General features: G+C 42.1%; 21 protein-coding genes and 1 pseudogene. 5 read left to right on the top strand and 17 right to left on the bottom strand.

Annotation, left to right across the window (positions count from 1 at the left end):
• Positions 1 to 34 precede the first annotated feature (34 nt).
• Together HMPREF2904_RS03505 and HMPREF2904_RS03500 are read left to right on the top strand one after the other, a co-directional pair.
• Positions 35 to 781 carry a tRNA1(Val) (adenine(37)-N6)-methyltransferase gene (locus HMPREF2904_RS03505; RefSeq protein ID WP_021152863.1) on the top strand — a complete coding sequence of 249 codons (747 nt, stop codon included), beginning with the start codon at positions 35 to 37 and terminating at the stop codon, positions 779 to 781.
• Positions 771 to 1,034, top strand: a complete 264-nt coding sequence (locus tag HMPREF2904_RS03500) for a GIY-YIG nuclease family protein (RefSeq protein ID WP_004219743.1) — start codon at positions 771 to 773, stop codon at positions 1,032 to 1,034. The genes HMPREF2904_RS03505 and HMPREF2904_RS03500 overlap by 11 nt, the downstream gene beginning before the upstream one ends.
• A 16-nt stretch (positions 1,035 to 1,050) precedes the next feature.
• Here HMPREF2904_RS03500 and HMPREF2904_RS03495 read toward each other — a convergent pair whose 3' ends face one another.
• The 16 genes from HMPREF2904_RS03495 to HMPREF2904_RS03420 all read right to left on the bottom strand — a co-directional run bounded on the left by HMPREF2904_RS03495 (position 1,051) and on the right by HMPREF2904_RS03420 (position 19,117).
• Entirely contained in the window at positions 1,051 to 1,944 is an 894-nt protein-coding gene (locus HMPREF2904_RS03495) for an aldose 1-epimerase family protein (protein ID WP_004219944.1), read from the bottom strand.
• Between the two features lie 351 nt (positions 1,945 to 2,295).
• Positions 2,296 to 3,867 carry a degradosome RNA helicase CshA gene (locus HMPREF2904_RS03490; RefSeq protein ID WP_031577125.1) on the bottom strand — a complete coding sequence of 524 codons (1,572 nt, stop codon included), beginning with the start codon at positions 3,865 to 3,867 and terminating at the stop codon, positions 2,296 to 2,298.
• Between the two features lie 794 nt (positions 3,868 to 4,661).
• Positions 4,662 to 5,570, bottom strand: coding sequence for a magnesium transporter CorA family protein (locus HMPREF2904_RS03485; protein WP_003006305.1), 909 nt, complete (start codon positions 5,568 to 5,570; stop codon positions 4,662 to 4,664).
• Positions 5,571 to 5,611: 41 nt separating this feature from the next.
• Positions 5,612 to 5,992: a PH domain-containing protein gene (locus tag HMPREF2904_RS03480; RefSeq protein WP_004219989.1), complete on the bottom strand. Its 381-nt coding sequence runs from the start codon at positions 5,990 to 5,992 to the stop codon at positions 5,612 to 5,614.
• A 77-nt stretch (positions 5,993 to 6,069) separates the two neighbouring features.
• Positions 6,070 to 7,617 carry a peptide chain release factor 3 gene (locus tag HMPREF2904_RS03475; RefSeq protein ID WP_023917622.1) on the bottom strand — a complete coding sequence of 516 codons (1,548 nt, stop codon included), beginning with the start codon at positions 7,615 to 7,617 and terminating at the stop codon, positions 6,070 to 6,072.
• 185 nt (positions 7,618 to 7,802) lie between these two features.
• Positions 7,803 to 9,728: a DUF2207 domain-containing protein gene (locus tag HMPREF2904_RS03470; RefSeq protein WP_070660114.1), complete on the bottom strand. Its 1,926-nt coding sequence runs from the start codon at positions 9,726 to 9,728 to the stop codon at positions 7,803 to 7,805.
• Positions 9,729 to 9,786: 58 nt separating this feature from the next.
• The gene (locus tag HMPREF2904_RS03465) at positions 9,787 to 10,467 is read right to left on the bottom strand and encodes a YwaF family protein (RefSeq protein ID WP_003006294.1); all 681 of its coding nucleotides are present in this window, start codon (positions 10,465 to 10,467) and stop codon (positions 9,787 to 9,789) included.
• 13 nt (positions 10,468 to 10,480) lie between these two features.
• Positions 10,481 to 11,167: a YwaF family protein gene (locus HMPREF2904_RS03460; RefSeq protein ID WP_070660111.1), complete on the bottom strand. Its 687-nt coding sequence runs from the start codon at positions 11,165 to 11,167 to the stop codon at positions 10,481 to 10,483.
• 28 nt (positions 11,168 to 11,195) lie between these two features.
• A complete protein-coding gene (locus HMPREF2904_RS03455) occupies positions 11,196 to 11,891 on the bottom strand; it encodes a YwaF family protein (protein WP_049497233.1) in 696 nt (231 codons plus the stop codon).
• 30 nt (positions 11,892 to 11,921) lie between these two features.
• The gene (locus HMPREF2904_RS03450; RefSeq protein WP_049483657.1) at positions 11,922 to 12,533 is read right to left on the bottom strand and encodes an NUDIX hydrolase; all 612 of its coding nucleotides are present in this window, start codon (positions 12,531 to 12,533) and stop codon (positions 11,922 to 11,924) included.
• The gene (gene murF, locus HMPREF2904_RS03445) at positions 12,523 to 13,893 is read right to left on the bottom strand and encodes a UDP-N-acetylmuramoyl-tripeptide--D-alanyl-D-alanine ligase (RefSeq protein ID WP_070660109.1); all 1,371 of its coding nucleotides are present in this window, start codon (positions 13,891 to 13,893) and stop codon (positions 12,523 to 12,525) included. The genes HMPREF2904_RS03450 and murF overlap by 11 nt, the downstream gene beginning before the upstream one ends.
• A gap of 274 nt (positions 13,894 to 14,167) precedes the next feature.
• A complete protein-coding gene (locus HMPREF2904_RS03440) occupies positions 14,168 to 15,214 on the bottom strand; it encodes a D-alanine--D-alanine ligase (RefSeq protein WP_070660107.1) in 1,047 nt (348 codons plus the stop codon).
• Positions 15,215 to 15,290: 76 nt separating this feature from the next.
• Positions 15,291 to 15,887, bottom strand: coding sequence for a recombination mediator RecR (gene recR, locus HMPREF2904_RS03435; protein WP_003006276.1), 597 nt, complete (start codon positions 15,885 to 15,887; stop codon positions 15,291 to 15,293).
• A gap of 10 nt (positions 15,888 to 15,897) precedes the next feature.
• Positions 15,898 to 17,949 carry a penicillin-binding protein PBP2B gene (gene pbp2b, locus HMPREF2904_RS03430; RefSeq protein WP_070660104.1) on the bottom strand — a complete coding sequence of 684 codons (2,052 nt, stop codon included), beginning with the start codon at positions 17,947 to 17,949 and terminating at the stop codon, positions 15,898 to 15,900.
• A 140-nt stretch (positions 17,950 to 18,089) separates the two neighbouring features.
• Positions 18,090 to 18,722, bottom strand: coding sequence for a DUF421 domain-containing protein (locus HMPREF2904_RS03425; protein ID WP_023917601.1), 633 nt, complete (start codon positions 18,720 to 18,722; stop codon positions 18,090 to 18,092).
• Complete coding sequence (locus HMPREF2904_RS03420) at positions 18,719 to 19,117, bottom strand: DUF3290 family protein (RefSeq protein ID WP_256263227.1); 399 nt, start codon at positions 19,115 to 19,117, stop codon at positions 18,719 to 18,721. The genes HMPREF2904_RS03425 and HMPREF2904_RS03420 overlap by 4 nt, the downstream gene beginning before the upstream one ends.
• 189 nt (positions 19,118 to 19,306) lie before the next feature.
• Here HMPREF2904_RS03420 and HMPREF2904_RS03415 point away from each other — a divergent pair, with 189 nt between their 5' ends.
• Together HMPREF2904_RS03415 and HMPREF2904_RS03410 are read left to right on the top strand one after the other, a co-directional pair.
• Positions 19,307 to 20,134, top strand: a complete 828-nt coding sequence (locus HMPREF2904_RS03415; protein WP_045759219.1) for an exodeoxyribonuclease III — start codon at positions 19,307 to 19,309, stop codon at positions 20,132 to 20,134.
• Between the two features lie 11 nt (positions 20,135 to 20,145).
• Positions 20,146 to 20,532 carry a bleomycin resistance protein gene (locus tag HMPREF2904_RS03410; RefSeq protein WP_021152848.1) on the top strand — a complete coding sequence of 129 codons (387 nt, stop codon included), beginning with the start codon at positions 20,146 to 20,148 and terminating at the stop codon, positions 20,530 to 20,532.
• Between the two features lie 84 nt (positions 20,533 to 20,616).
• On the opposite strand, the gene HMPREF2904_RS03405 is transcribed toward HMPREF2904_RS03410, so the two are convergent.
• On the bottom strand, positions 20,617 to 21,270 hold the full coding sequence (locus HMPREF2904_RS03405; RefSeq protein WP_049491623.1) for a hypothetical protein: 654 nt from the start codon (positions 21,268 to 21,270) through the stop codon (positions 20,617 to 20,619).
• Positions 21,271 to 21,370: 100 nt separating this feature from the next.
• Here HMPREF2904_RS03405 and HMPREF2904_RS11035 point away from each other — a divergent pair.
• Positions 21,371 to 21,459, top strand: a pseudogene (locus tag HMPREF2904_RS11035) (VOC family protein); the annotation flags it as partial.

Here is a 21,459-nt window from a genome sequence, read left to right as displayed (position 1 = left end):
TTCCCCAAGCCTCTTTTCATGCTATAATAGAGCCATGACAGATATCGAATTAAAAGACGGCGAGCGCGTCAATCAACTTTTTTCAAGTGATGTGAAAATTATACAAAATCGGGAAGTCTTTAGTTACTCCGTGGATAGCGTCCTGCTCTCGCGCTTTCCAAAATTGCCCAAGCGGGGCTTGATCGTAGATCTCTGCGCTGGAAATGGGGCTGTGGGACTCTTTGCAAGCACTCGGACAGAGGCCCAGATCATTGGTGTCGAAATTCAGGAACGTCTAGCGGATATGGCTACCCGCTCCATTGCTCTCAATGGCTTGAACCAGCAAATGTCCATGATCACCGATGACCTCAAGCATTTGCCTCAACACATCAAGGGGAGTAAGGTGGATATCATCCTCTGCAATCCTCCTTATTTCAAGGTAGATGAACATTCCAATCTCAATGAGAGTGAACACTACCTCTTAGCTCGGCATGAAATTACGACCAACTTAGATGAGATTTGCCATGTGGCCCAGCGGGTTCTCAAATCAAATGGCCGCTTAGCGATGGTCCATCGTCCAGATCGCTTTTTAGATATCATTGAAACCATGAAGCGTTACAATCTTGCACCTAAGCGGATCCAGTTTGTCTATCCCAAAGTGACCAAAGAGGCGAATATGTTGTTGATTGAGGCGATCAAGGATGGCTCACTGGATGGTTTAAAAATTCTGCCTCCCCTCTTTATTCACAATGAAGACGGCAGCTATACAGACGAGATTCATGAGATCTACTATGGAAACTAAGGCTTACATGTATGTCCTAGAGTGTGCGGATGGCTCCCTCTACACTGGCTACACCACGGATGTCGAAAAACGCCTAAAGACTCACAATGCTGGAAAAGGCGCCAAATACACACGGGCTCGCCTCCCCGTTAAACTTCTTTATCAAGAATCCTATCCAGATAAACCCTCTGCTATGTCTGCCGAGGCTCTCTTTAAAAAGAAATCCCGCCAAGCAAAGCTAAACTATATCAAAAAGAACCGTCGGACTCCATAGTCCAACGGTTTTTCATTTACAAAATGGTGATACGGTACTGGTGACTCCGTGTCTCTTGAGGAGCCAACTGGATCACACCCTTTTTATCTTCGAAGAAATCTCCCTCTTCTGCAGATGTGGAAATACCCGTCCAAGGCTCTAAGGCAATGAAAGGGCCCTTGTTATTGGTAGACCAAAGGACGAGATTCTCAAAATCTGCAAAGTCAAATTCCAAACCTTTACCGGATTTTTTCGAGAGGAGCTGCACAGATTTGGAGGCTAATTGATCTAAAATAATGGCGTCTTTTTCAAACAGTTCATGGCGCAAAGGTAGGCTACGACTATGGTCTAAAAATGGCGTCCGCTGCAGGCGATCAACCAAACCGGTTTCTGTGAACAAGAGAGGAACGCTACAGCTTTCTTCTTTTTCAAAAATCAACTCGTAGTCTTCATAGTCTTCATCTGCTAAAAGGGGACAACGAAAGGCTGGATGCCCTCCAATGAAATAAGGCATGACTTGATCTGACTCTAGATTTTGCACGCGATAGGTGATGGTGATTTCTTTCCCTTTCAATTCATAAGCGATTTCCACTCGAAAATGGTAAGGATAATTTTGTAAGCTTTCGTCGTTAGAGCTGATTTCAAAGACAAGACGATGGTCTGTTTGTTCTTTGAGTTCAAACTCTCTCTTGCGAATAAGGCCGTGTCTTGGAAGCTGGCCTGTCTTCACTCCATCTTTTAGATGATACTGCACTTGGCCATTACGAACGCTCCCACAAATTGGAAACAGAACGGGCGCTTGTCCTGACCAATACTCTGGATCCCCTTGCCAGAGATATTCTATGCCTTCTTTACTTCGAATAGAGCTCAATTCCCCTCCAAATGTCTTAAATTGTAGTTCTAGATCATCATTTTTTAATGCAATCACCATGGACGACACCTCTTTATAATTAGTATAGTTATTATATTCATTATAACCTTTTAGAAGAGATTGTCAATTTTTATTTTTCTAGTCAAAAATTTTAAAAAAATAAGAAAAAATTCTTGACAAAGCTTAGAAATAATTGTAGACTTAATATGTTAACAGAAATATTCCATTTTAGGAATTCATTCTTTCTGTTGTCTGACTTTTTTGGATGCTCCTTATCATGATACATTTTTCTAAAAGAGTCAGTTATCATTTAGGTCTCCTTATAAATATACAAGGGTTAACAGCTAGTTAACCCTTGTATTTTTGATTTTCATATAAAAAACGGCCTATTGCTAGACCGTTCCTTCGGACTTATTTATCCCCTTTATTGCGGATGACAAATCCATTTTTCTTTTCATTGGAAGTACGGTGAGGACGTTTGTTGCCTTTGCCTTCAAAGTCTCGGCTATTTTTATTGGACTTGCGTTTGAAATCACGGCGTCCACCTTCACGGTCATCTCTGCGATTTCGATCACGGCGTTGGTCTCCACGACGACCATTTCCACGGCCACCTTTGCCTTTTCCACCAAAGCCACCACCAGATGGTTTGAATGGCAATGGTTTTTCACGCGCAATTTCAACTTCTGGAAGACTGTCTGGATCTTGAACGGTCAAGCTCAAAATATACATAGCTAATTCTTCAGGAGTGAATTCTGCAGCCAATTTGCGAGCATCCTTGCCAAACTTCTCAAAGTTGGTCCGGATTTTTTCATCTTCAAAATCTCGCTCAATTTTCTTCAGTGCTACTTGTTTTTTCGCTTGGAAGGCTTCTTCTGCTGTTGCAGGTTTCATTCCCTTCATCCGCTTTTTGGTCAAGTTCTCAATGATTTGCAAATAGCCCATTTCATTTGGCGATACAAAGGTAATGGATTGCCCAGTTTTCCCAGCACGACCTGTCCGTCCAATCCGGTGAACATAGCTTTCTGGATCTTGTGGAATATCGTAGTTGTAGACATGGGTCACACCTGAAATATCCAAACCACGTGCCGCCACGTCTGTTGCTACCAAGACGTCCAAGTTCCCATTTTTAAAGTCACGAAGCACTCGGAGACGTTTGTTTTGATCCAAATCTCCGTGAATTCCTTCTGCCCGGAAGCCACGAATCTTCAAGCCACGAGTCAATTCATCGACCCGGCGTTTGGTACGACCAAAGACGATAGCAAGTTCAGGCTGCTCGACATCCATCAATCGAGTCATGGTATCAAATTTTTCGCCTTCTTTGACGCGAATATAGTATTGATCGACCAAGTCAGTTGTCAATTCTTTGGCCGCAATCTTAACGTGTTCTGGCTCTTTCATAAACTGAACACCGATGCGTTTGATAGCTTCTGGCATCGTTGCTGAAAAGAGCAAGGTTTGGCGTGTTTCTGGAACACGGCTAATGATTGCTTCGATATCTTCCAAGAAGCCCATATTGAGCATTTCATCTGCTTCATCCAGGATCAAGGTTTCAATATGATCGAGTTTCAAGGCCTTGCGCTTGATCAAATCTAGCAAACGTCCAGGTGTTCCCACAACGATGTGAGCGCCTGACTTCAAAGCTTTAATTTGCTTTTCAATGCTTGATCCACCGTAGACAGAGCGAACTTTAACACCCTTACTGCGTCCAAAGCGGAACAATTCTTCCTGACTTTGAACCGCCAACTCACGCGTTGGGGCAATGACAAGGGCTTGGATCACTGTGTTATCGACATCAATCTTCTCCAACGTTGGAAGACCGAAAGCAGCTGTTTTACCAGTCCCTGTTTGCGCTTGACCGATGACATCTTTTCCTTCAAGTGCCAAAGGAATAGTTTGTTCTTGGATCGGGCTTGCTTCTACAAAGCCAGCTTTTTCAATTTCTGCTAATAGTGCAGCAGACAAGTTAAATTCGTTAAATTTCAATTCTTTCTTCTTTCTAAAAAGTGGTGCGAAGCCACTTTATCAAACTTCTTTCAATGCGAAAACGCACTGATTGCATAGGAAGTCACCTTCCTTGTTACCTGTCGCAAGACTCATCTAAAGAAAAACTCAGTCCGTCTGTTATGGACTACATTTTCTTTAGAGAAAAATGTTTTGCGTCCTAACGGATGTTGTTGGCTAGTATCGTTTTTCAAACAAATAGGCCACAAGATCCTTCTTGCGGGAGTCTTCTTTCGAACAGAATCCTTCCATCTGCTCAGTCTCCCCAGCATTTCTCTCATACAAGTTTGCAACTTATCTAGTATAACACAATGAAGAGGTAAATGATAGTCACAGGAGACTAATTTTATTTTTTAGGAAAAAATCTTAGATAGCTTAAGATTATAAAAACGCCCCTAAACCTTGCCAGGACTGGTTTTCTTCTTGTAACCATTTCATATACTTCATCATAGGAGTATAAAAACTTCGGAAAAACTTTTTTTGGTAGTTCTTGCGTTTTTACAAATAAATATGTATAATACAGTTAGTATCTAAAATATTTCTGTATAAAGAAATAGGATCATTTTATCTGATTCAACGATTTATTCTAAGTTCTGATTTATTTAGAACCACTCAGTACTATTAAATCTACTCCTACTATTTCCAAGAAGATTTTGTACAGTCGATGAACTATTCACACTGCCCCTTCTTTGGAGAGGAGGGCAGGTGTCTAGATGGTTCCTATTTCTCAGATTATTCTAGATACGAAGAGGCTCGGATTTCTCCAAGCCTCTTTTTTATCTTTGTTTCACAATCCACCGCATAACCTTTCCCAAAATGAGCCATAATATAAAGCTACATACGGATACATAAATCCAAGCATTGGGATCCTTTGTCATAGGAAGAGGGATATTCATTCCAAAGAAACCGGTGATAACGGCTAAAACCGCCAACAAGGCTTCAAAGATGGTTAGGGTTGTCAAGTTGTCATTCAAGTTGTTGTTTAGGATATTGTTGTAAGATCCTGACAACTGTTGCAAGACATTGGAAATCAACTCAGTCATCGAAGCCAACTGACGCGCTTCGATCATGGCATCATCAAACTGCTCTTTTTCAACATCATTCATCCTGCGATAAATGGCATGCGCTTTAATATGTTCTAGCAACATCCGATTTTGCTTGGCTGCTGCGACCAGATAGACCATACCGGTCTCAAGGTCAGACAGGGCATAAAGATTCTTGGTCGTCGTTGTCTTTCGAAGCAAACGATTGAGTTCATCCTTGTGCTTATCTAAGCGATCAATAATCGGATAATAAGCATTACTGATCATTTCAAGACCTGCAAAAAGCAACTTATAGATCGACAACTCCCCATGGCTTTCCAAATAGCGAACCATTTGTTCAATGATATAGGCATTGTCCTGGTTACTGATGGTCACGAGTCGCGTATCTTGAACGATAAAGGTCATAGGGATGGTTTCGTAGTATTCCTTGTCCTTTTCTAAATCCAATACATTGTAGATAAATGTGATCGTACCGTTTTCTCGATTATAATCCATATGGGCACGTTCGTTCTTATCCATCGCGTACTCAATGGTTTCTTTGTCAATCTCGTATTTTTTATAAAGATATGAGTTTTCAGCAATCATATCCGAGTCGATATTGATCCATTTCCGATCTTGACCCAATTGTTTTTCGATAAACATTCCGTCTCCTTTCTCAACTGTTCTCTATCAAAATGATATTTTTATTTAAAAACTGCACTGGCTAATGCTTGCTGGATTTCAATGACGCTGCTGTCACTCTTGAATTGTAAAACTTCTGAAGGCTCGACTGCAGAAGAGACCCAGATTTTTAATTCGGCATCCAAATCAAAATGACCAGAAGTTTCCACTGAAAAACGAGAGATAGAGCGATAAGGTAAGGACTTATAGGACGTTTTCTTTCCTGTTACTCCTTGCTTATCCACCAAGATCAAACGAAACTCTGTAAAGACGATTAAATCACGAATCAAGCTAAAAGCAAGTGTCACTTGCTCTCCCGGCACCAAGATATCTTCCAGATCTCTTTCTACTTTATCGACATTTTTTTGAGAGGCATTGCCCATCAAACCACTTAATAATCCCATCATTTCTCCTTTAAAAGCGAAAACGGACCTTATCCGTTTTCTTATTCTATTGTTATGGATCGGTTTTGAATCGTTCCTTACCCCATCTTTTCTTCCAGCTCAACGTCTGGATACTTATCTGCAAACCAACGGAGGGCAAAGTCATTTTCAAAGAGGAAGACTGGTTGGTCAAAGCGGTCCTTCGCCAAGATGTTTCGGCTTGAAGACATGCGCTCATCTAAGTCTTCTGGTTTGATCCAGCGAACGGTCTTTTTACCCATTGGGCTCATGACCACTTCGGCATTGTATTCATTTTCCATCCGGTGCTTAAAGACTTCAAACTGAAGTTGACCAACAGCACCTAACATGTATTCACCTGTTTGGTAGTTGGTGTAGAGCTGAATAGCTCCTTCTTGCACCAATTGCTCAATCCCTTTGTGGAAGGATTTTTGCTTCATGACGTTCTTAGCTGACACTTTCATGAAGATTTCAGGCGTAAAGGTTGGCAGTGGTTCAAATTCAAACTTGTTTTTGCCCACTGTCAAAGTATCTCCAACCTGATAAGTACCGGTATCGTAAACTCCAATGATGTCTCCTGCTACAGCATTGCTGACATTTTCACGGCTTTCGGCCATAAATTGAGTCACGTTAGATAACTTAGCGCCCTTACCAGTACGAGGCAGGTTGACGCTCATCCCACGCTCAAATTCGCCAGATACGATCCGCACAAAGGCGATCCGGTCGCGGTGACGAGGATCCATGTTGGCCTGAATCTTAAAGACAAATCCTGAGAAATCCTTATCATAAGGATCGACAAGTTCCCCATCTGTCTTCTTGTGGCCGTGTGGCTCTGGAGCAAACTTGAGGAAGGTTTCCAAGAAAGTCTGCACCCCAAAGTTCGTCAAAGCGGATCCAAAGAAGACTGGTGTTAATTCACCCGCAAGGATGGCTTCTTCTGAGAATTCATTTCCAGCTTCTTGCAAGAGCTCGATATCGTCTTTCACTTGTTCATAGAATGGATTGTTGGCAAAGAGCTTGTCTCCATCTTCTAGACTCGCAAAGCGTTCATCCCCTTTGTAGAGTTCCAAACGTTGGTTATAAAGATCGTAAAGTCCCTCAAAGGCTTTTCCCATTCCGATCGGCCAGTTCATTGGGTAACTGGCGATTCCCAAGACTTCTTCCAATTCTTGTAAGAGATCCAGTGGCTCACGACCGTCACGGTCTAGCTTATTCATAAAGGTAAAGACTGGAATACCACGGTGTTTCACAACTTCAAACAATTTCTTGGTTTGGGCCTCGATACCCTTGGCAGAGTCCACCACCATAACAGCAGCATCCACCGCCATCAAGGTCCGGTAGGTATCTTCTGAGAAGTCCTCGTGCCCTGGGGTATCTAGGATATTGACCCGTTTTCCATCATAGTCAAACTGCATGACAGATGAAGTTACCGAAATCCCACGTTGTTTCTCGATATCCATCCAGTCAGATTTAGCAAAGTTTCCTGTTTTCTTTCCTTTTACCGTACCGGCTTCCCGAATCTCACCCCCAAAGTAGAGCAACTGCTCTGTAATCGTCGTTTTCCCCGCGTCCGGGTGGGAGATAATGGCAAAGGTACGGCGTTTTTTAATTTCTTCTTGTACGTTCATGTTCCTAATTCTTTCTCTTCTTATTTTTTGATAAATTTACAAATTCATCTCTACATCGGATTTCTCCTCAATTTCTCTATCTGTCCTATTATAGCGAAAATAGGCACTTTTTTCAACGATGATTCTTCTTTGAGAGCAAAAAGAAAGACCAAAATCCGTCGATTCTAGTCCTCTTATCATGACTGTTAGAAGGCTCCAAATCCTCCGCCACCGCCACCATCAGAAAAGCCACCGCCGTCAAAACCGCCACTGCCATCTGAGGAGTTAGTAGAGAAGCTTGAAACGCTATAGGAATCATCTGCATAACTCATCAAGGTAGAGCCGTCTAGGAAGGAATTTGAAGAGGTCGTTAGCCAAACAACAGCATCCCAATCCTCATATGGTAAGGAAATCTGATGATTTTTGAGTACCTGACTCACTTTTTTAGCTTGACCATACATAGTTGCATAGACTAGGATACGATTCCATAGGATGACACTCTCAAGTTCTGCTTGGTTGAAATTTGGAATACTTTCGATCATATTTCGAAAGGCCATCCATTGGAATTGTGAATCCAAGTTTTCTAAGGATTGGAGATGTTCTTCGCGAATTTTCACAAGAATATAAAATGGAATGAAGAGAACGACCAACAATACAATCATCCAAAAATAGAAGGAAGATAGGTGGGAACCAAATCCAAAAGATAAGAAACACATGCTCACAAATAAGATCAGTAAGAGCCAAAAATGTAAGGCACAGCCTGTTTTTGAAAAAGCTTCTTCTTTTTCAGATAAGTCTCTAAAATAAGAAGGCAATCCTAATTTCGCAATCTCCTTCTCTACCCCTTTTGACAATTGCTGGGCATCTTTTTTTAACAGTGATTGAACGTCATTTCCGACCTTTCGAATACGGTCTCGTTGGGTGTCTGATTTAGCAGCTCGAAAGTCTTTTTTTAGGGCTACTTTGTCGATTTTATACCTTGAAAATACTTCACTGATATTGATTTGAGATTCTTGATCAAAGATCATTTCAATAAACTTCAATTCAAAATCAGCCAAGCCTTCATAATGGAGACAGGTCAAGGTTTCCCCATTTTCATCCCTAGTCAACCGAAGATTTCCTCGATCAATAAGATCTAACATGGTTGCCTGGATGAGATGATTAAATTTTAGTTGCCCCTTCTCTCTAGACATCACCATCCGTTCAAAATCAAGTTGATACAGTGCCTTAGCTAGGACAAGAGGAGGTAAATTCTGTGGTGGTTCGTATAATCGTACTCCTTTTGCAATCCGACGAGTTCTGGTACTGATAAAATACCGGATCCATGGAATGAAAGCTAGGATAAATAAAAGAACCGATACAATTGGAACGACCTTGAGTAGAAGGGTCCGATAGAGGAACGTTTTTTGTTCAATGGATTTCTCTTTTTTGAGAAATTTCTCTTTTCCATTTCCCTTGTCAATCTCATTTGCTTGGTCTCGACGCAGGGCCTCTGTCATTGGCCAATAGGCATGCAGTTCGAGCTTACCATTTTTGGGAAAATCCTTTGTCCAAATATGATAACCAGTTGCAGTCCGTTCGACTTGGGCTGGTGGATTAAAGTAACCAGTATGGGCATACAGTTTTCCCTGCTTGGCATCCAAGCCATCTACATAAAAATCTAATTTCGCGACTTTCTCATCTCCATCTGAAATAGGAAACCAATTCAGTTCTGCAATATCCTTGTAGAAAGTCAAGAGATGATCAATCTTCCATTTTACTTTGATCTTGACCGTTCCTCCGACGATACGGGCATTGTATATTTTTAATTGCCGACCATCTTCCAGGTCTGTCTCCTCTACACGAATCTCACGTTTTTCCCCATCCACATAGGCTTCCACCTCAGGATGACGATGAATCTTAAACCCTTTTGGAAGAGGATCTGCGCTTCCTAGGGTCACATATTGACCATGATAGCCTGTCTGAAACTGATAGGTAATCTCTTGTGTAAATGTTGCTTGGCTATCTTCCTGCAATTGGAGGTGTCCTACATAGGATTCAATCGAATAGCGAACTTCATCATCTGCATGTGCGATCGTGATTGTACAAACCAAACTCCAAATGAGGGAAATCATTAGCAAGAAACGCTTCATATATTCTCCTTTAATATAAAACAGGGTTGAGACCGAGATATCCCAACCTTCCTACTTGTTATTTTCTCACTTTCACCCGCTCACTTCTGCGACTGAAGAACTGATTAAAGAGTAATAAAGCAAGAGCTAAAATACTGGATACAACCAGATAGTTGAGCCACACCTTATCCCCTCTCATAATCGGAGGGCGGGCCATCAAGCCATAATTTCCTCCCGTCAATTGATTGACTCCAACCAGGAATAAATCTAAGGCAAAGGTATAGAGAACAATCTGACTATTTTTTAAGAGGTTTCGATCATACCATCTCAAGAGATAAATCAAGGAATTGATTAAAAGACAGTAATGTCCGAGGAGGAAAGAAAAGCTTGTAATATGAGGGAAAGTATAGGGATCAAAGACTGGATAACCCAAGGCAAAGATGGCTCCACTCACTCCCATCAAGGCAAAGAACTGTTTACTTTTCCAGCGGTCTGGTAAAAACAAGACCGCAAACATGGCCAAACGGCAATGATAAAATGGTAAGCTATTGGACCAAGGAATGTGGTAGGCAAAATACCAAAGATACAAGCAAATTAACTGGAAGCCTTGTAAGTATTGAAAGCATTTGCGAAATTGCTCATTCTGATAATAGCGAAGTGACATCATAATCGCTGTCACAACGAACAAGACCATCACACTATACCAAAGTGCTGAAATTGCTGGTGGTGCTGTTGATTCTGTAGTGAAAAAATGATGCATAAAATCTCCTTATTTAAACAGATTTAGGTATTCTTCTTTTCTTACTGTACTGAACAATCGTATTGATGAAAATCAGTGTCCCCGTCATGAGAACTGTCACAATCAAATAGTTGAGCACAAGGCCATGGTCACCGATCACAGGAGGGCGACGCATAAAGCCGTAGTTTCCGCCCGTTGCGAGATTCGCAAGCTGAATAATGGCATTGACCCCAACAGTCATCTGACAGATTTTCCAAACAGCCCCTTCTTCCACCTGGTAGGATTGAACCAGATAGATCAAACAATTGGCCAAGAGGGCCCAGTGACCAAAGACATTGTTGATCGAGGAAACGTGAGGAAAAGGGTAGGGATAAAAAACAGGATGAACCAAGGCCATAATGGAGCCAAATACTCCCACGAGGGCAAAATATTGCTTGAAGCTTCCCTTGGGGGCCAAAAGAATAATCCACATGGCCATCCGGCTATGATAGAAGGGAAGACTCTCTGAAAAAGGCAAGCGAGCTGCTAGATACCAAGAGTTGATGATGAGCAACTGGATCAACTGTCCCCAATACCAAAAGGTTTGGTAGCTTTTGGAGTGAGCAAATCGAACGGACAGAACTCCCACCACTACCAAAGAAGTCGGCAATAAGAAATACCAGACCCCCAATTGAGGAGGGGATGTTGGTTGACTGGTGAAAAATAAGTTCCAAAGTGCCATGATTTCTTTCCCTCATCTACTCTTTTTTCTATTCCGAACGCGAAACAACAGTCTCTTCAGCCATCTTGTATTTGTAGCGCTGGTTGACCAAGCAAATACCAGCTACCATCACAATGCTGACCAAGAGGTAGTTCAAAAGAGCACCCTGGTCTCCAATGATTGGTGGACGTCGTAAGAAGCCGTAATCTCCTTTCGTCAAAAGGTTGACCAAGAAAATCAAGGCATTCATGCCAAAAGTAATCTTGAAAATTCTCAAGCTGTCTTGTTTTGCAGATTGATAATGATCCTGTAGGTAAATCAAACTATTGGCAAGCAAAGCCCAGTGACTAAAAATCAGATTGAGCACAGTAATATGAGGGAAAGGGAAGGGGTCAAAGGCCGGGTAAACCAAGGCCGCAATCGATCCTAGAACTCCCAACAAGGCAAAATATTGCTTGATATAGGTCCCTCTAGGTGCAAAGAGTATTGCAAGCATGGCCAAGCGACAATGATAAAAAGGCAAATTATCTGTCAAAGGCATGTGGGCTAGAATATACCAAGCATTGATGGTCAAGACTTGAATCAATTGTGCCCAGTACCAAAAGCGCTGGTAGCTTTTTGACTGCGCATACTTGATAGAAAAGTAGCCAACCACCAACAAGGAAACTGGTAGGAAAAAGTACCAGAGTCCAAACTCAGGCGGGGCTGATTTTTGGTTCGTAAACAATAAATCCCAAAGTGTCATTTTTATATCCCTTTAATTTATAGATCGTTTTTAATCACAATACAAATCTCGTTTCCCATCATAAACCTCCCAAAGGAAATTCAATTGTTCTTCTGTATTGCGCTTGGTAGAAAGAGCAGGCATCTTCTCTCTCTCAAAAAATGCAAGATCGGAAATTTCCTGATTCTGTTGAAAACTTCCATCCAGCAATTCACATTCAAATACCAATTTCACATATTGGCGGCTTTGCAATTGGTAGCGATTGGTATCAAATACTGCCAACAAGCGATTGACACGTGCTACATAGCCCGTTTCTTCTTGGATTTCCTTTAAAATATTTTCTTTAGGAGAATAGCCAACCTCACCAAAACCACCCGGCAAAGCCCAGGTCTCTTCTCCCTGACCTTTCACTAAACAAAGTTTGTCATCTTTGACAATCCAGGCCCTTACATCAATCAAGGGAGTGTCGTAATGGTCTGTCGGTCGAAACAAATCCGATAATTCTTGTGAATTCAGATCAGTCGTTTCTCTCACAAGATCCTGTAAAATTTCACGAATATCCTGGTAGCGCTCTTGATCAAATGGATCTTTTGAGAACGCTAAGCCTGTATTGGTGATTGAAATCAAGCGCTGAATATCCTTCAGTACATTATTACTTACCATTCTCCAATTCCTCTACCAATTTTGCCAAATTCATGGAATTGCTTCCCTTGATAAGGATTTGGTCTTGCTCTTTCAAGCTTTCCTTGACTTGTTTGACCAGGTCCTCAAACTGATCTTCCTCAGCTGTCTTCTTGAAATAATAGACATGTCCGAGTGGGAACATCTGACTCGCTAACTGAGCCAATCCTGCAATGTCTTGGCCGTAGAAAATAACCGTATCTAAAACATCCGGCGAGAGGCTAAGAATCATTTGGTTGTGCAGATCTACAGATTGCTCCCCTAGTTCTTTCATATCTGCCAGGACGGCTAATTTTCGACCATTTGGATTAGCAGGAATAGTCGAGAAAGTTTCTAAGATTAGGCGCATAGCCGTTGGATTGGCATTGTAGACATCGGATAGGATATCCGCTCCATTACTGGCCTTTTTCCATTCTGTGCGGTTGCGCGTCAATTGCAAGGTTTCAAAACTGTCTCGAATCGCAGCTTCACTCACCCCTTCTTGCAGGGCAACATAAGCTGCAATCATGGCATTGGTCGCATTGTATTTTCCTGTTACTGGAAGATCAATCGCTTCTTCTAAGAAATTCGCTCGGAAAGTTAAGCTGTCCTTTCGCTCGATTAACTCGGTAATAAAAATCTCCTCGTCTGGACCAAAGCGGACGACTGTTTGCTTTTCAGGAAGGTAGGCATTCACGATCGGATCAGCTGGAACTACCAGAAGACCACCTTCTGGCATCCCGTCCGCAATCTGGAGTTTTCCTTTTGCGATCTCACTTCGATCTTTGAAGAATTCCAAATGGGCTTCCCCAATTAAGGTGACAATAGCAGCCTTGGGATGCGCCAGTTCTGACAAGAGATGGATATCTCCTAGATGGTCTTGCCCCATTTCAAGGACCAGTTTGTCCGTCCCTTCTGGCATATGCAAAACCGTATAAGGAAGACCAATTTCGTTATTATAGTTTCCTTGTGTTTTATAGGTCAGGTAGGTGGTGGACAATAGCTGTGCCAACATATCTTTTGTGGTGGTTTTACCATTTGACCCCGTTACTGCAAAAACATCTACTTTTGTCTTTTGAAGATAGGCTGCAGCTAGTGTTTGAAAAGCGCTCAGCACATCTTCCACCAAAATATAAGGGTGGCCTTCGATCACTTTCTCTGAAAAAGTGGCTACGGCTCCATTTTCAAAAGCAGTCTCAATAAAGTCATGACCATCACGCGCTCCCTTTAAAGGAACAAACAGGTCTCCAGGCCCAATCAAACGACTGTCAAATTCCGGCTTGACGAGGGCCACATCTTCAAATTGGCTGATATCATTTTTTGCACGTACTAGATGAGCAACTTCATGTAATGTGAGATTCATATCCGACTCCTCAGTTCTCCGTAACGTCCTCAAAGATTTGGACGCTCCTATCAAATTCTTCTCATTATACCATATTCTAGACCACAAAAAAAGTGGCTGGGACAGAAGTCCTAGCCTCTTGATTATTTTTGGATTGTCGAGCAAGACGCAGTGGTTGAGTGGGCTCTACTACGCTGATTTCATCAGCTTTTACAGCCCTACTCAACTGTGCGGAGGTGGGACGACGAAATCGAATTCTAACGAATTACCGATTTCTGTCCCACTCTCTCTTTTCTTACAACAAATGCGCTTCGTGTTTTTGGAAGACTTCTTTTCCAAGCTCTACTAACTTGGTAATCAAATCTGTATAGTTGAGTCCCATATTGTCCCAAAGCAAGGGATACATAGACCATTGAGTAAATCCTGGCATGGTATTGAGTTCGTTTAAGAAGATCTCTCTTTTATCGGTATAGAAGAAATCACAACGCGCTAAACCTAGACCACCGATCGCACGAAAGGCTTTTTCTGCGTTGGTCCGCATGGTTTTCACAACCTCAGGGTCCAATTGAGCCGGAATCGCCATGGTAATTTTGTTGTCGATGTATTTGGCATCATAATCATAGAAGGCCACATCTTTCACAACTTCACCTGGCAAGGTACTCTTCACATCATAGTTTCCAAGCAGTCCAACTTCGATCTCACGCGCATTGACTCCTTGCTCTACCAAGACACGGCTATCGTATTTGAAGGCCAATTCGAGAGCAGCCCGAAGTTCTGTTTGGTTTTCAGATTTTGAAATCCCTACGCTTGAACCCATATTGGATGGTTTGGTAAAGACAGGATAAGGGAGATTAGCTTCAATTGCAGCAATTTTCTCATCCACGTCATCGCCTTCCACTACAGCTACATAAGGAACTTGTGGAATTCCTGCAGACTCCAAGACCCGTTTGGTCGTGATCTTGTCCATCGCAACACTGGAAGCTAGGATGCCACAGCCAACATAAGGCATCTTCAAGACTTCTAAGAAGCCTTGAATGGAACCATCTTCTCCCATTGGTCCATGAAGAACTGGAAAGACTACTGCTCCTTCCTTGTAAATCGCAGATGGGGCCACTTTTTTAGACCAGTCCACTGTCTCATTGGTCATCAATTTCTCATCATCCGCTGGTTTCTCTTCAAAAGCTTGCGTCTGGATGAAGTCTCCTGACTGCGTAATAAAGTAGGTTTGAACCGAAAATGCTTGGTAATCAATCGCGCGCATCACGCTTTCTGCTGAAAGAACAGATACTTCACGTTCTGCACTACGTCCACCATACAACAGGATTAAGTCTTGTTTACTCATAGTTTCTCCCTAATTGTTCCCTTGATTTCTTACTTGATAGTATACCACAATGATAGCCCTTTCGAAAGAACTTCTCTTATAATTCTGTCCGATTTTCAATCGCGCGAAGCAAGGTCACTTCGTCCGCATACTCGATATCGGCTCCAACTGCCAGTCCCCGTGCCAAACGTGTCACTTTGATCCCTGCTGGCTTGAGCACACGCGAGATATACATAGATGTCGCTTCCCCGTCTGCTGTCGCATTGGTCGCAACAATGACCTCTGTGACTGTTCCATCCATCAAGCGACTAATCAAAGTCTTGAGATTGATGTCATCGGGTCCCACGCCATTCATGGGCGAGATCAAGCCATGTAAGACATGATAGCGACCGTGGTATTCCTGGATATTTTCCATAGCAGATACATCCCTGCTATCTTCTACAACAAGAATGAGGGATGGATCCCGCGTTTCATCTCGACAAATCTCGCAGGTTTCTTCATCGGTTAAATTGCCACAAATACTGCAATACCCTAGCTCACGCTTGGCATTCAGTAAGTTTTTGGCAAATTCATTCACATCATCATCTGACATACCAATGGTGTAAAAAGCCAGACGAGTCGCTGTTTTGATCCCAATTCCTGGTAACTTCGAATAGCTGTCAATTAATTTTGCAATAGGTGCTGGATAAAGCATAGTTTCCTCTCTAATTCATGGGGTGTTTCTGATTGTATAAATTAATAATGTCACGCGTAATGGAATGACTGACCGTCGCTTGTAGATTGGTATTATGTGGAAAAACCACTGCTACTGCAATCTTTGGATTGTTTGACGGTGCATAAGCCACCACATTGGTATTAATGGCTTGTTTGCCTCCATCGACTGTGGTTTCGGCCGTACCGGTCTTGGCACTAATAGAGACACTAGCACCTTGACCGACGGTTTTCCCTGTCGTCAACCCACTCGTACCATTGGCAACCTGGTAGAATCCTTGCTTGATCAAAGCCATGTCCTCAGCAGAGATATGGACCTGATTGAGCTCCTTGGTTTCGATCGCTTTTTTCAACTGACCAAGCCCCCCTTGATCATTATTGTCATAGATACCTTCGACGACATGAGGACTCACCCTCTTCCCATCATTTGCAACGGTTGCCGCATACTGGGCCAATTGCATCGGTGTATAGTTGTCAAACTGGCCAAAGGCATTGGTCAAATAATTACCGACTGTGTAGTCTTTTGGAATAAAACCAGTCGATTCATTGGGAAGGTCAATCCCCGTTGATGTTCCAAGACCATACTCTGCAAAAGTAGAGCGCAGTTTTTTCATGGCAGGTTCAACCTGATCCACTTGCAAGGTCATGTTTGGGGTGTAAGGTTGCCCCATCATCTTAAGGGCAATTTGGACCATATAGGTATTAGAAGAGTATTCCAATGCTTCCACCGCATTGATGGAACGACTACCGTATTGGGTAAACCAAGAATTGATAGGAGCTGATCCTGCAAAAACAATCGGCTGATCGGTCAGAACCTGATTCCCAGAAATGGCTCCATTTTCCCATCCAGAAGTCAAGGTCGCTCCTTTGACCACAGATCCTGGGACGAAGACGTTGGTGACTGTTCCCAACGCATCTGCTGATAGATCTTGACTACCAGCCTGGTGTTTAATCCCTACCATAGCAAGGACCTTCCCTGTATCGGGTTCCAGAGCTACGGCATAGACACCTTCGGAGTAGGTCGCATTTCCAGCTTGCAACTCTGCGCTAAAGGCGGAGCGAAGGATATCTTCCACTCCTTTTTGGAAATCTAAATCAATCGAGAGCTTGAGGTTTTCTCCTTTGGCCCCTTTTGAAACATCGACCACTTTCTCCATGTTGCCATTTTTATCTAGGAGAATTTCTTTTTCACTGCGTTTGCCTTGAAGGACGTTTTCGTATTCCTTTTCGAGATAAGACGTACCAACCCGGTCATTGAGAGCATAACCTTTTTTGACATAGTCCTCAACCTCTTCTGCTGGAAGCCCCGCCTGCTCGGTCGATACGTTTCCAATAATAGAAGCTAAAGGAGTGTCCAAAACCTTGCGGTCCCAGCTAGTCGTGATGGCAATTCCCGGAAGGTCCTGACTGTCCGCAGCGATGGTCGCAATCTGTTCAGCTCCTAGTACTTGCGTCGAAATAATCCCCGTCGCAAAATTCTCTACCGCATTCATCTGGCTATAGAGATAAATAATCTTTTTCTCATCATCTGTATAGCCGAGTTTTGAAGGGTCGATACTATCCACTGCCGCTTGATAAATCTTGGCTTCCGGCAGGCGGTTGCCATCGGTATCAAATTTCTTTTTCTCAGGTAGGTGTTCCACGACCTCTTGGTAGACCTTGGTATTGGCTAGATAGTAATCCACTTCTTGCCGTTCGGTCACTTGAGGATTTTCTACATCGACATACTGCAAGAGTTTTCCAGCTGTCTCTCGCATTTCTTGGGCCGTCATTTTACGATCCCGCGTAAAGGTCAAGACTTGTTTTCCCACATTTTCCACCAAGGGCTTACCAGAAGCATCATAGATTTGCCCTCGCACACTCCCTTGTTTGACCGTCTTTTTCGTAGCTTTTGCCAATTTATCCGTATAGTAGGCTTGGTGAGTGATCTGCATATAGCCAAGTCGGGCAATCAGCACCAAAAAAAGAAGGCAAATCAAACTAAACAGCAGGTAGAGTCTGCGTGTAATCGAATGATTCTCAAACTTCCGTATTTTCTTCTTCATGAAATTTTCTATCCTTCTTTTCTAATGAACACTTACCTTCCATTTTACTATTTTTCCCAGAGTATCTCAAGAAAAGGAAGAGGCCTTTCCTGGAATTTTATAAAGAAAAAAGATTGGACAGGCTCGTCCAATCTCTTCTTTTAATAGGTCACAACATTGATTTTTCCTTTGTCATACTCCGCAATGAAAATATCCAAAACATTATCATAGCCTTCTTTTTCCAATTCAGCCAACAACCACTCTTCACTTTTTCCAATTGTTTCCAAAATTTCAAGCTGAATCACTCCATCCGTAATAATCGGGTATTTAGGATTCTCATCCCCCGCACGGACAACGATCAATTGACCATTTTGTTCAATAACAGCGCGCTTCACATCTTTTAATTGAAAAATCCCTTGTCCACGTAGTTTCAAAGCAACATCTGAAGCAAAAAGTCCTTTGGAACGACACGCTTCCGGATCCAGTTTCCCATTTTTAATGATGACAGTTGGTTTTCCATCAATCAAGTGCTTCATAAAACGAACATTGGTATTGAGCCATTTTAAGAGCAAGATCAAAATAGTCCACATTAAGAGAATCACAATGTATTGAAGAATGGTAATGGAGCTATTGTAGATGACCCCACCAATAATGCCCCCAAGAACAAAGTTCTGTATCTGGTCTACTGCAGAATTTGGTGCTAAGTTTCCTTTCCCGGTCACATTGATGACAAATACCAAGGAAATCAAGCCCAAAGCTAATTTAATCAAGATGTTTAAAAAATTTACTATCATTTGTTCACCTCCACAAGTTCCACGTCTGTTTTATACAGATCCATCTTTTCTAATAGGTAGCTATCTGGGTCAGATCCTGCGATAGCTCGGTAATAAACCTCTCCAACCTTCAGGATCGCCCCATCTGTGGCTGCTGAAGTATTGACATAGACGTCTTCTTTTTTGACATCCAACTCCTTTGAGATGACCTCAATAAAATGCAGAGACCGTTGAAATTGGTCATTATTACTTTGGCTATTTTGGAAACTGCTGATGCCGATCAAGACCACTGCAACCAGAGTCAAAATCGAGATAATGGATAATTCACGGAATTTGCTATCTTGCTTATCCCGATAGGCTTTCACCGCAAAAAAACCAGTCAGTAGAATGAGCAAACCAGAGATCCCAATGGTCACTCAATTTTGCTGACTGATCTGACTCAATACATAATCATAAGAGTAAAATTTCATAATGAACTCCCTTTCTCCAAATGAATTCAAGCTATTATAATGTATTTCAGGAGAGAATTCAAGGCATTGTGATCAGAAAATTATTAAAATTTTGTTATAATAAAACTATCAATTATGTCAAGAAAAGGAAACACAATGAAACTCATTTCATGGAATATCGACTCGCTTAATGCTGCATTGACCAGCGATTCAGCACGTGCTAAACTCTCTCAAGAAGTCCTTCAAACCTTGGTCGCTGAGGATGCAGATATCATTGCCATTCAAGAAACCAAGTTATCCGCCAAAGGACCTACTAAAAAACACCTCGAAATTCTTGAGGAACTCTTTCCGCAATATGAAAACACCTGGCGTTCTTCTCAAGAGCCGGCTCGTAAAGGCTACGCTGGGACTATGTTCCTCTACAAAAAAGAGCTCTCCCCTATTGTGACTTTCCCAGAGATCGGTGCTCCTTCGACCATGGACTTGGAAGGCCGGATCATTACTCTGGAATTTGATGGCTTCTTTGTAACACAAGTCTATACTCCTAATGCCGGTGATGGCCTCAAACGCCTAGCAGAACGCCAAGTATGGGATGTCAAATATGCTGAATATTTGGCTGACTTAGACAAAGAAAAACCTGTCCTTGCTACTGGAGACTACAACGTGGCCCACAAGGAAATCGACCTTGCCAACCCTGCCAGCAACCGTCGTTCACCAGGTTTCACAGACGAAGAACGTGCAGGCTTTACCAACCTTTTAGCAGCAGGCTTTACAGATACCTTCCGCCACCTCCACGGAGATGTACCGGAGCGTTACACTTGGTGGGCACAACGCAGCAAGACTTCAAAAATCAACAATACAGGCTGGAGAATCGACTATTGGTTAACCTCAAACCGCATTGCAGATAAGGTTACTAAATCAGACATGATTGACTCAGGCGCACGCCAAGACCACACACCGATTGTCTTGGAAATTGAATTATAAGGATTTTCTTTATGAACTACAATGCAGTAATTCCCGAGTTTATGGTTTCGAATATAGAACAGTCCCGTTCCTTCTACTGTGATTTGCTCGGTTTCACCATCGAATACGAGCGCCCAGAAGAAAAATTTCTCTTCCTGTCTCTTGAAGATTGCCAGCTCATGCTAGAGGAGGGGACAGTTGAAGAATTAGCTGAACTAACCTACCCATTTGGCCAAGGAATTAACATCTCCTTTGGTATAGAGGATGTCCCTAGGCTCTATCAGAAATTGTTAGAAGCCAACTATCCTATTCATCGCCCATTAATTAAAAGAAAATTTCGTGTTGACGACCATTATATCTATCCTCATGAATTTGCAATTCTGGATCCAGATGGCTATTTTTTAAGATTTAGTGAATAAGAAAATAGATCACTAGAGTAGAAAAAGAAACAAAAAAAGAAAGAGACTAATCACATTGATTAGTCTCTTTTAGTTTTTTAAGGATTATTTCCCCGGAGTATTCGGATCTAGGCCCCAAGATTGCTCGAGAACAGGTCTTAAGGATTTAATCATATCTTCTGAACCTTGGATTATGATTGTGTATACTTTATCTCCTTTTTGGAATACCCATACGTATAAAGTACTCCCATCTTTAACTGTTACTTTTATTAAGAAAGCGTCCCCACCGGCAAATATAGCTTTTACACCTTCTATACTAGTTCGATTTTTGTGTTTTCCGAATGAGCTATATAAACGGTTCGCAAGTAACTCTGCGTCAAAGGTTTCGTTGGGGCCAAGTTTAACAGTATCTTTAGTGTTTGAATCCATTATTAACGCATTGTTTTTGTCTGGTGATAAATATTCGAGCGCTTTGCTACTTCGAGTAGTGCGTACGACCCAATCTTTAGGGATATTGATATAACCAAATTTTTCATTTCCGATACGTTGAGTATCTGCAAGGGATATTTCTTTTGCCCCAGAAGAAGACCCAGGAGTTGTTGTTTGAGTTGTTGTCGTTGGTGCATCCGTAGTTTCTTTAGTGACTTCAGTTGTTGGTGCTGCTGTAGTTTCGTTTGTTTTCTTTTCTCTATTTCCGCATGCTGCTAGTATAAATGCAGATAGGAGCGTCATAGAACCTAATAAGATTTTGTTTTTCACAATGCTTAACCTCCTTAAGTGGTTGACTTACAAATATTTTATCATTTTTTAGAGTTTATTTAAATAGGAAACGTTTTCGCTAAAAAGCATAGGGTACAACAAAAGAGAATTTCTTGTTGGCGACCATTATATCTATCCTCATGAATTTGCAGTTTTAGATCCAGATGGCTATTTTTTAAGATTTAGTGA

This window comes from Streptococcus sp. HMSC072G04 (assembly GCF_001813295.1).
Taxonomy (GTDB): domain Bacteria; phylum Bacillota; class Bacilli; order Lactobacillales; family Streptococcaceae; genus Streptococcus.
The sequence above is the reverse complement of the archived record's forward strand: the minus strand, read 5'-3'. Positions and strand labels throughout refer to the sequence as shown.

Bases quoted from the DNA above. Each gene is read 5' to 3' on its own strand.
- HMPREF2904_RS03505 (WP_021152863.1), top strand. From the start codon at position 35: ATGACAGATATCGAATTAAAAGACGGCGAGCGCGTCAATCAACTTTTT.
- HMPREF2904_RS03500 (WP_004219743.1), top strand. From the start codon at position 771: ATGGAAACTAAGGCTTACATGTATGTCCTAGAGTGTGCGGATGGCTCC.
- HMPREF2904_RS03495 (WP_004219944.1), bottom strand. From the start codon at position 1,944: ATGGTGATTGCATTAAAAAATGATGATCTAGAACTACAATTTAAGACA.
- HMPREF2904_RS03485 (WP_003006305.1), bottom strand. From the start codon at position 5,570: ATGTTTATCGAAAAACAATTGGGTCAAGATCGGAAATGGATCAATATC.
- HMPREF2904_RS03480 (WP_004219989.1), bottom strand. From the start codon at position 5,992: ATGGGATTATTAAGTGGTTTGATGGGCAATGCCTCTCAAAAAAATGTC.
- HMPREF2904_RS03475 (WP_023917622.1), bottom strand. From the start codon at position 7,617: ATGAACGTACAAGAAGAAATTAAAAAACGCCGTACCTTTGCCATTATC.
- HMPREF2904_RS03470 (WP_070660114.1), bottom strand. From the start codon at position 9,728: ATGAAGCGTTTCTTGCTAATGATTTCCCTCATTTGGAGTTTGGTTTGT.
- HMPREF2904_RS03465 (WP_003006294.1), bottom strand. From the start codon at position 10,467: ATGCATCATTTTTTCACTACAGAATCAACAGCACCACCAGCAATTTCA.
- HMPREF2904_RS03460 (WP_070660111.1), bottom strand. From the start codon at position 11,167: ATGGCACTTTGGAACTTATTTTTCACCAGTCAACCAACATCCCCTCCT.
- HMPREF2904_RS03455 (WP_049497233.1), bottom strand. From the start codon at position 11,891: ATGACACTTTGGGATTTATTGTTTACGAACCAAAAATCAGCCCCGCCT.
- HMPREF2904_RS03450 (WP_049483657.1), bottom strand. From the start codon at position 12,533: ATGGTAAGTAATAATGTACTGAAGGATATTCAGCGCTTGATTTCAATC.
- murF (WP_070660109.1), bottom strand. From the start codon at position 13,893: ATGAATCTCACATTACATGAAGTTGCTCATCTAGTACGTGCAAAAAAT.
- HMPREF2904_RS03440 (WP_070660107.1), bottom strand. From the start codon at position 15,214: ATGAGTAAACAAGACTTAATCCTGTTGTATGGTGGACGTAGTGCAGAA.
- recR (WP_003006276.1), bottom strand. From the start codon at position 15,887: ATGCTTTATCCAGCACCTATTGCAAAATTAATTGACAGCTATTCGAAG.
- pbp2b (WP_070660104.1), bottom strand. From the start codon at position 17,949: ATGAAGAAGAAAATACGGAAGTTTGAGAATCATTCGATTACACGCAGA.
- HMPREF2904_RS03425 (WP_023917601.1), bottom strand. From the start codon at position 18,722: ATGATAGTAAATTTTTTAAACATCTTGATTAAATTAGCTTTGGGCTTG.
- HMPREF2904_RS03415 (WP_045759219.1), top strand. From the start codon at position 19,307: ATGAAACTCATTTCATGGAATATCGACTCGCTTAATGCTGCATTGACC.
- HMPREF2904_RS03410 (WP_021152848.1), top strand. From the start codon at position 20,146: ATGAACTACAATGCAGTAATTCCCGAGTTTATGGTTTCGAATATAGAA.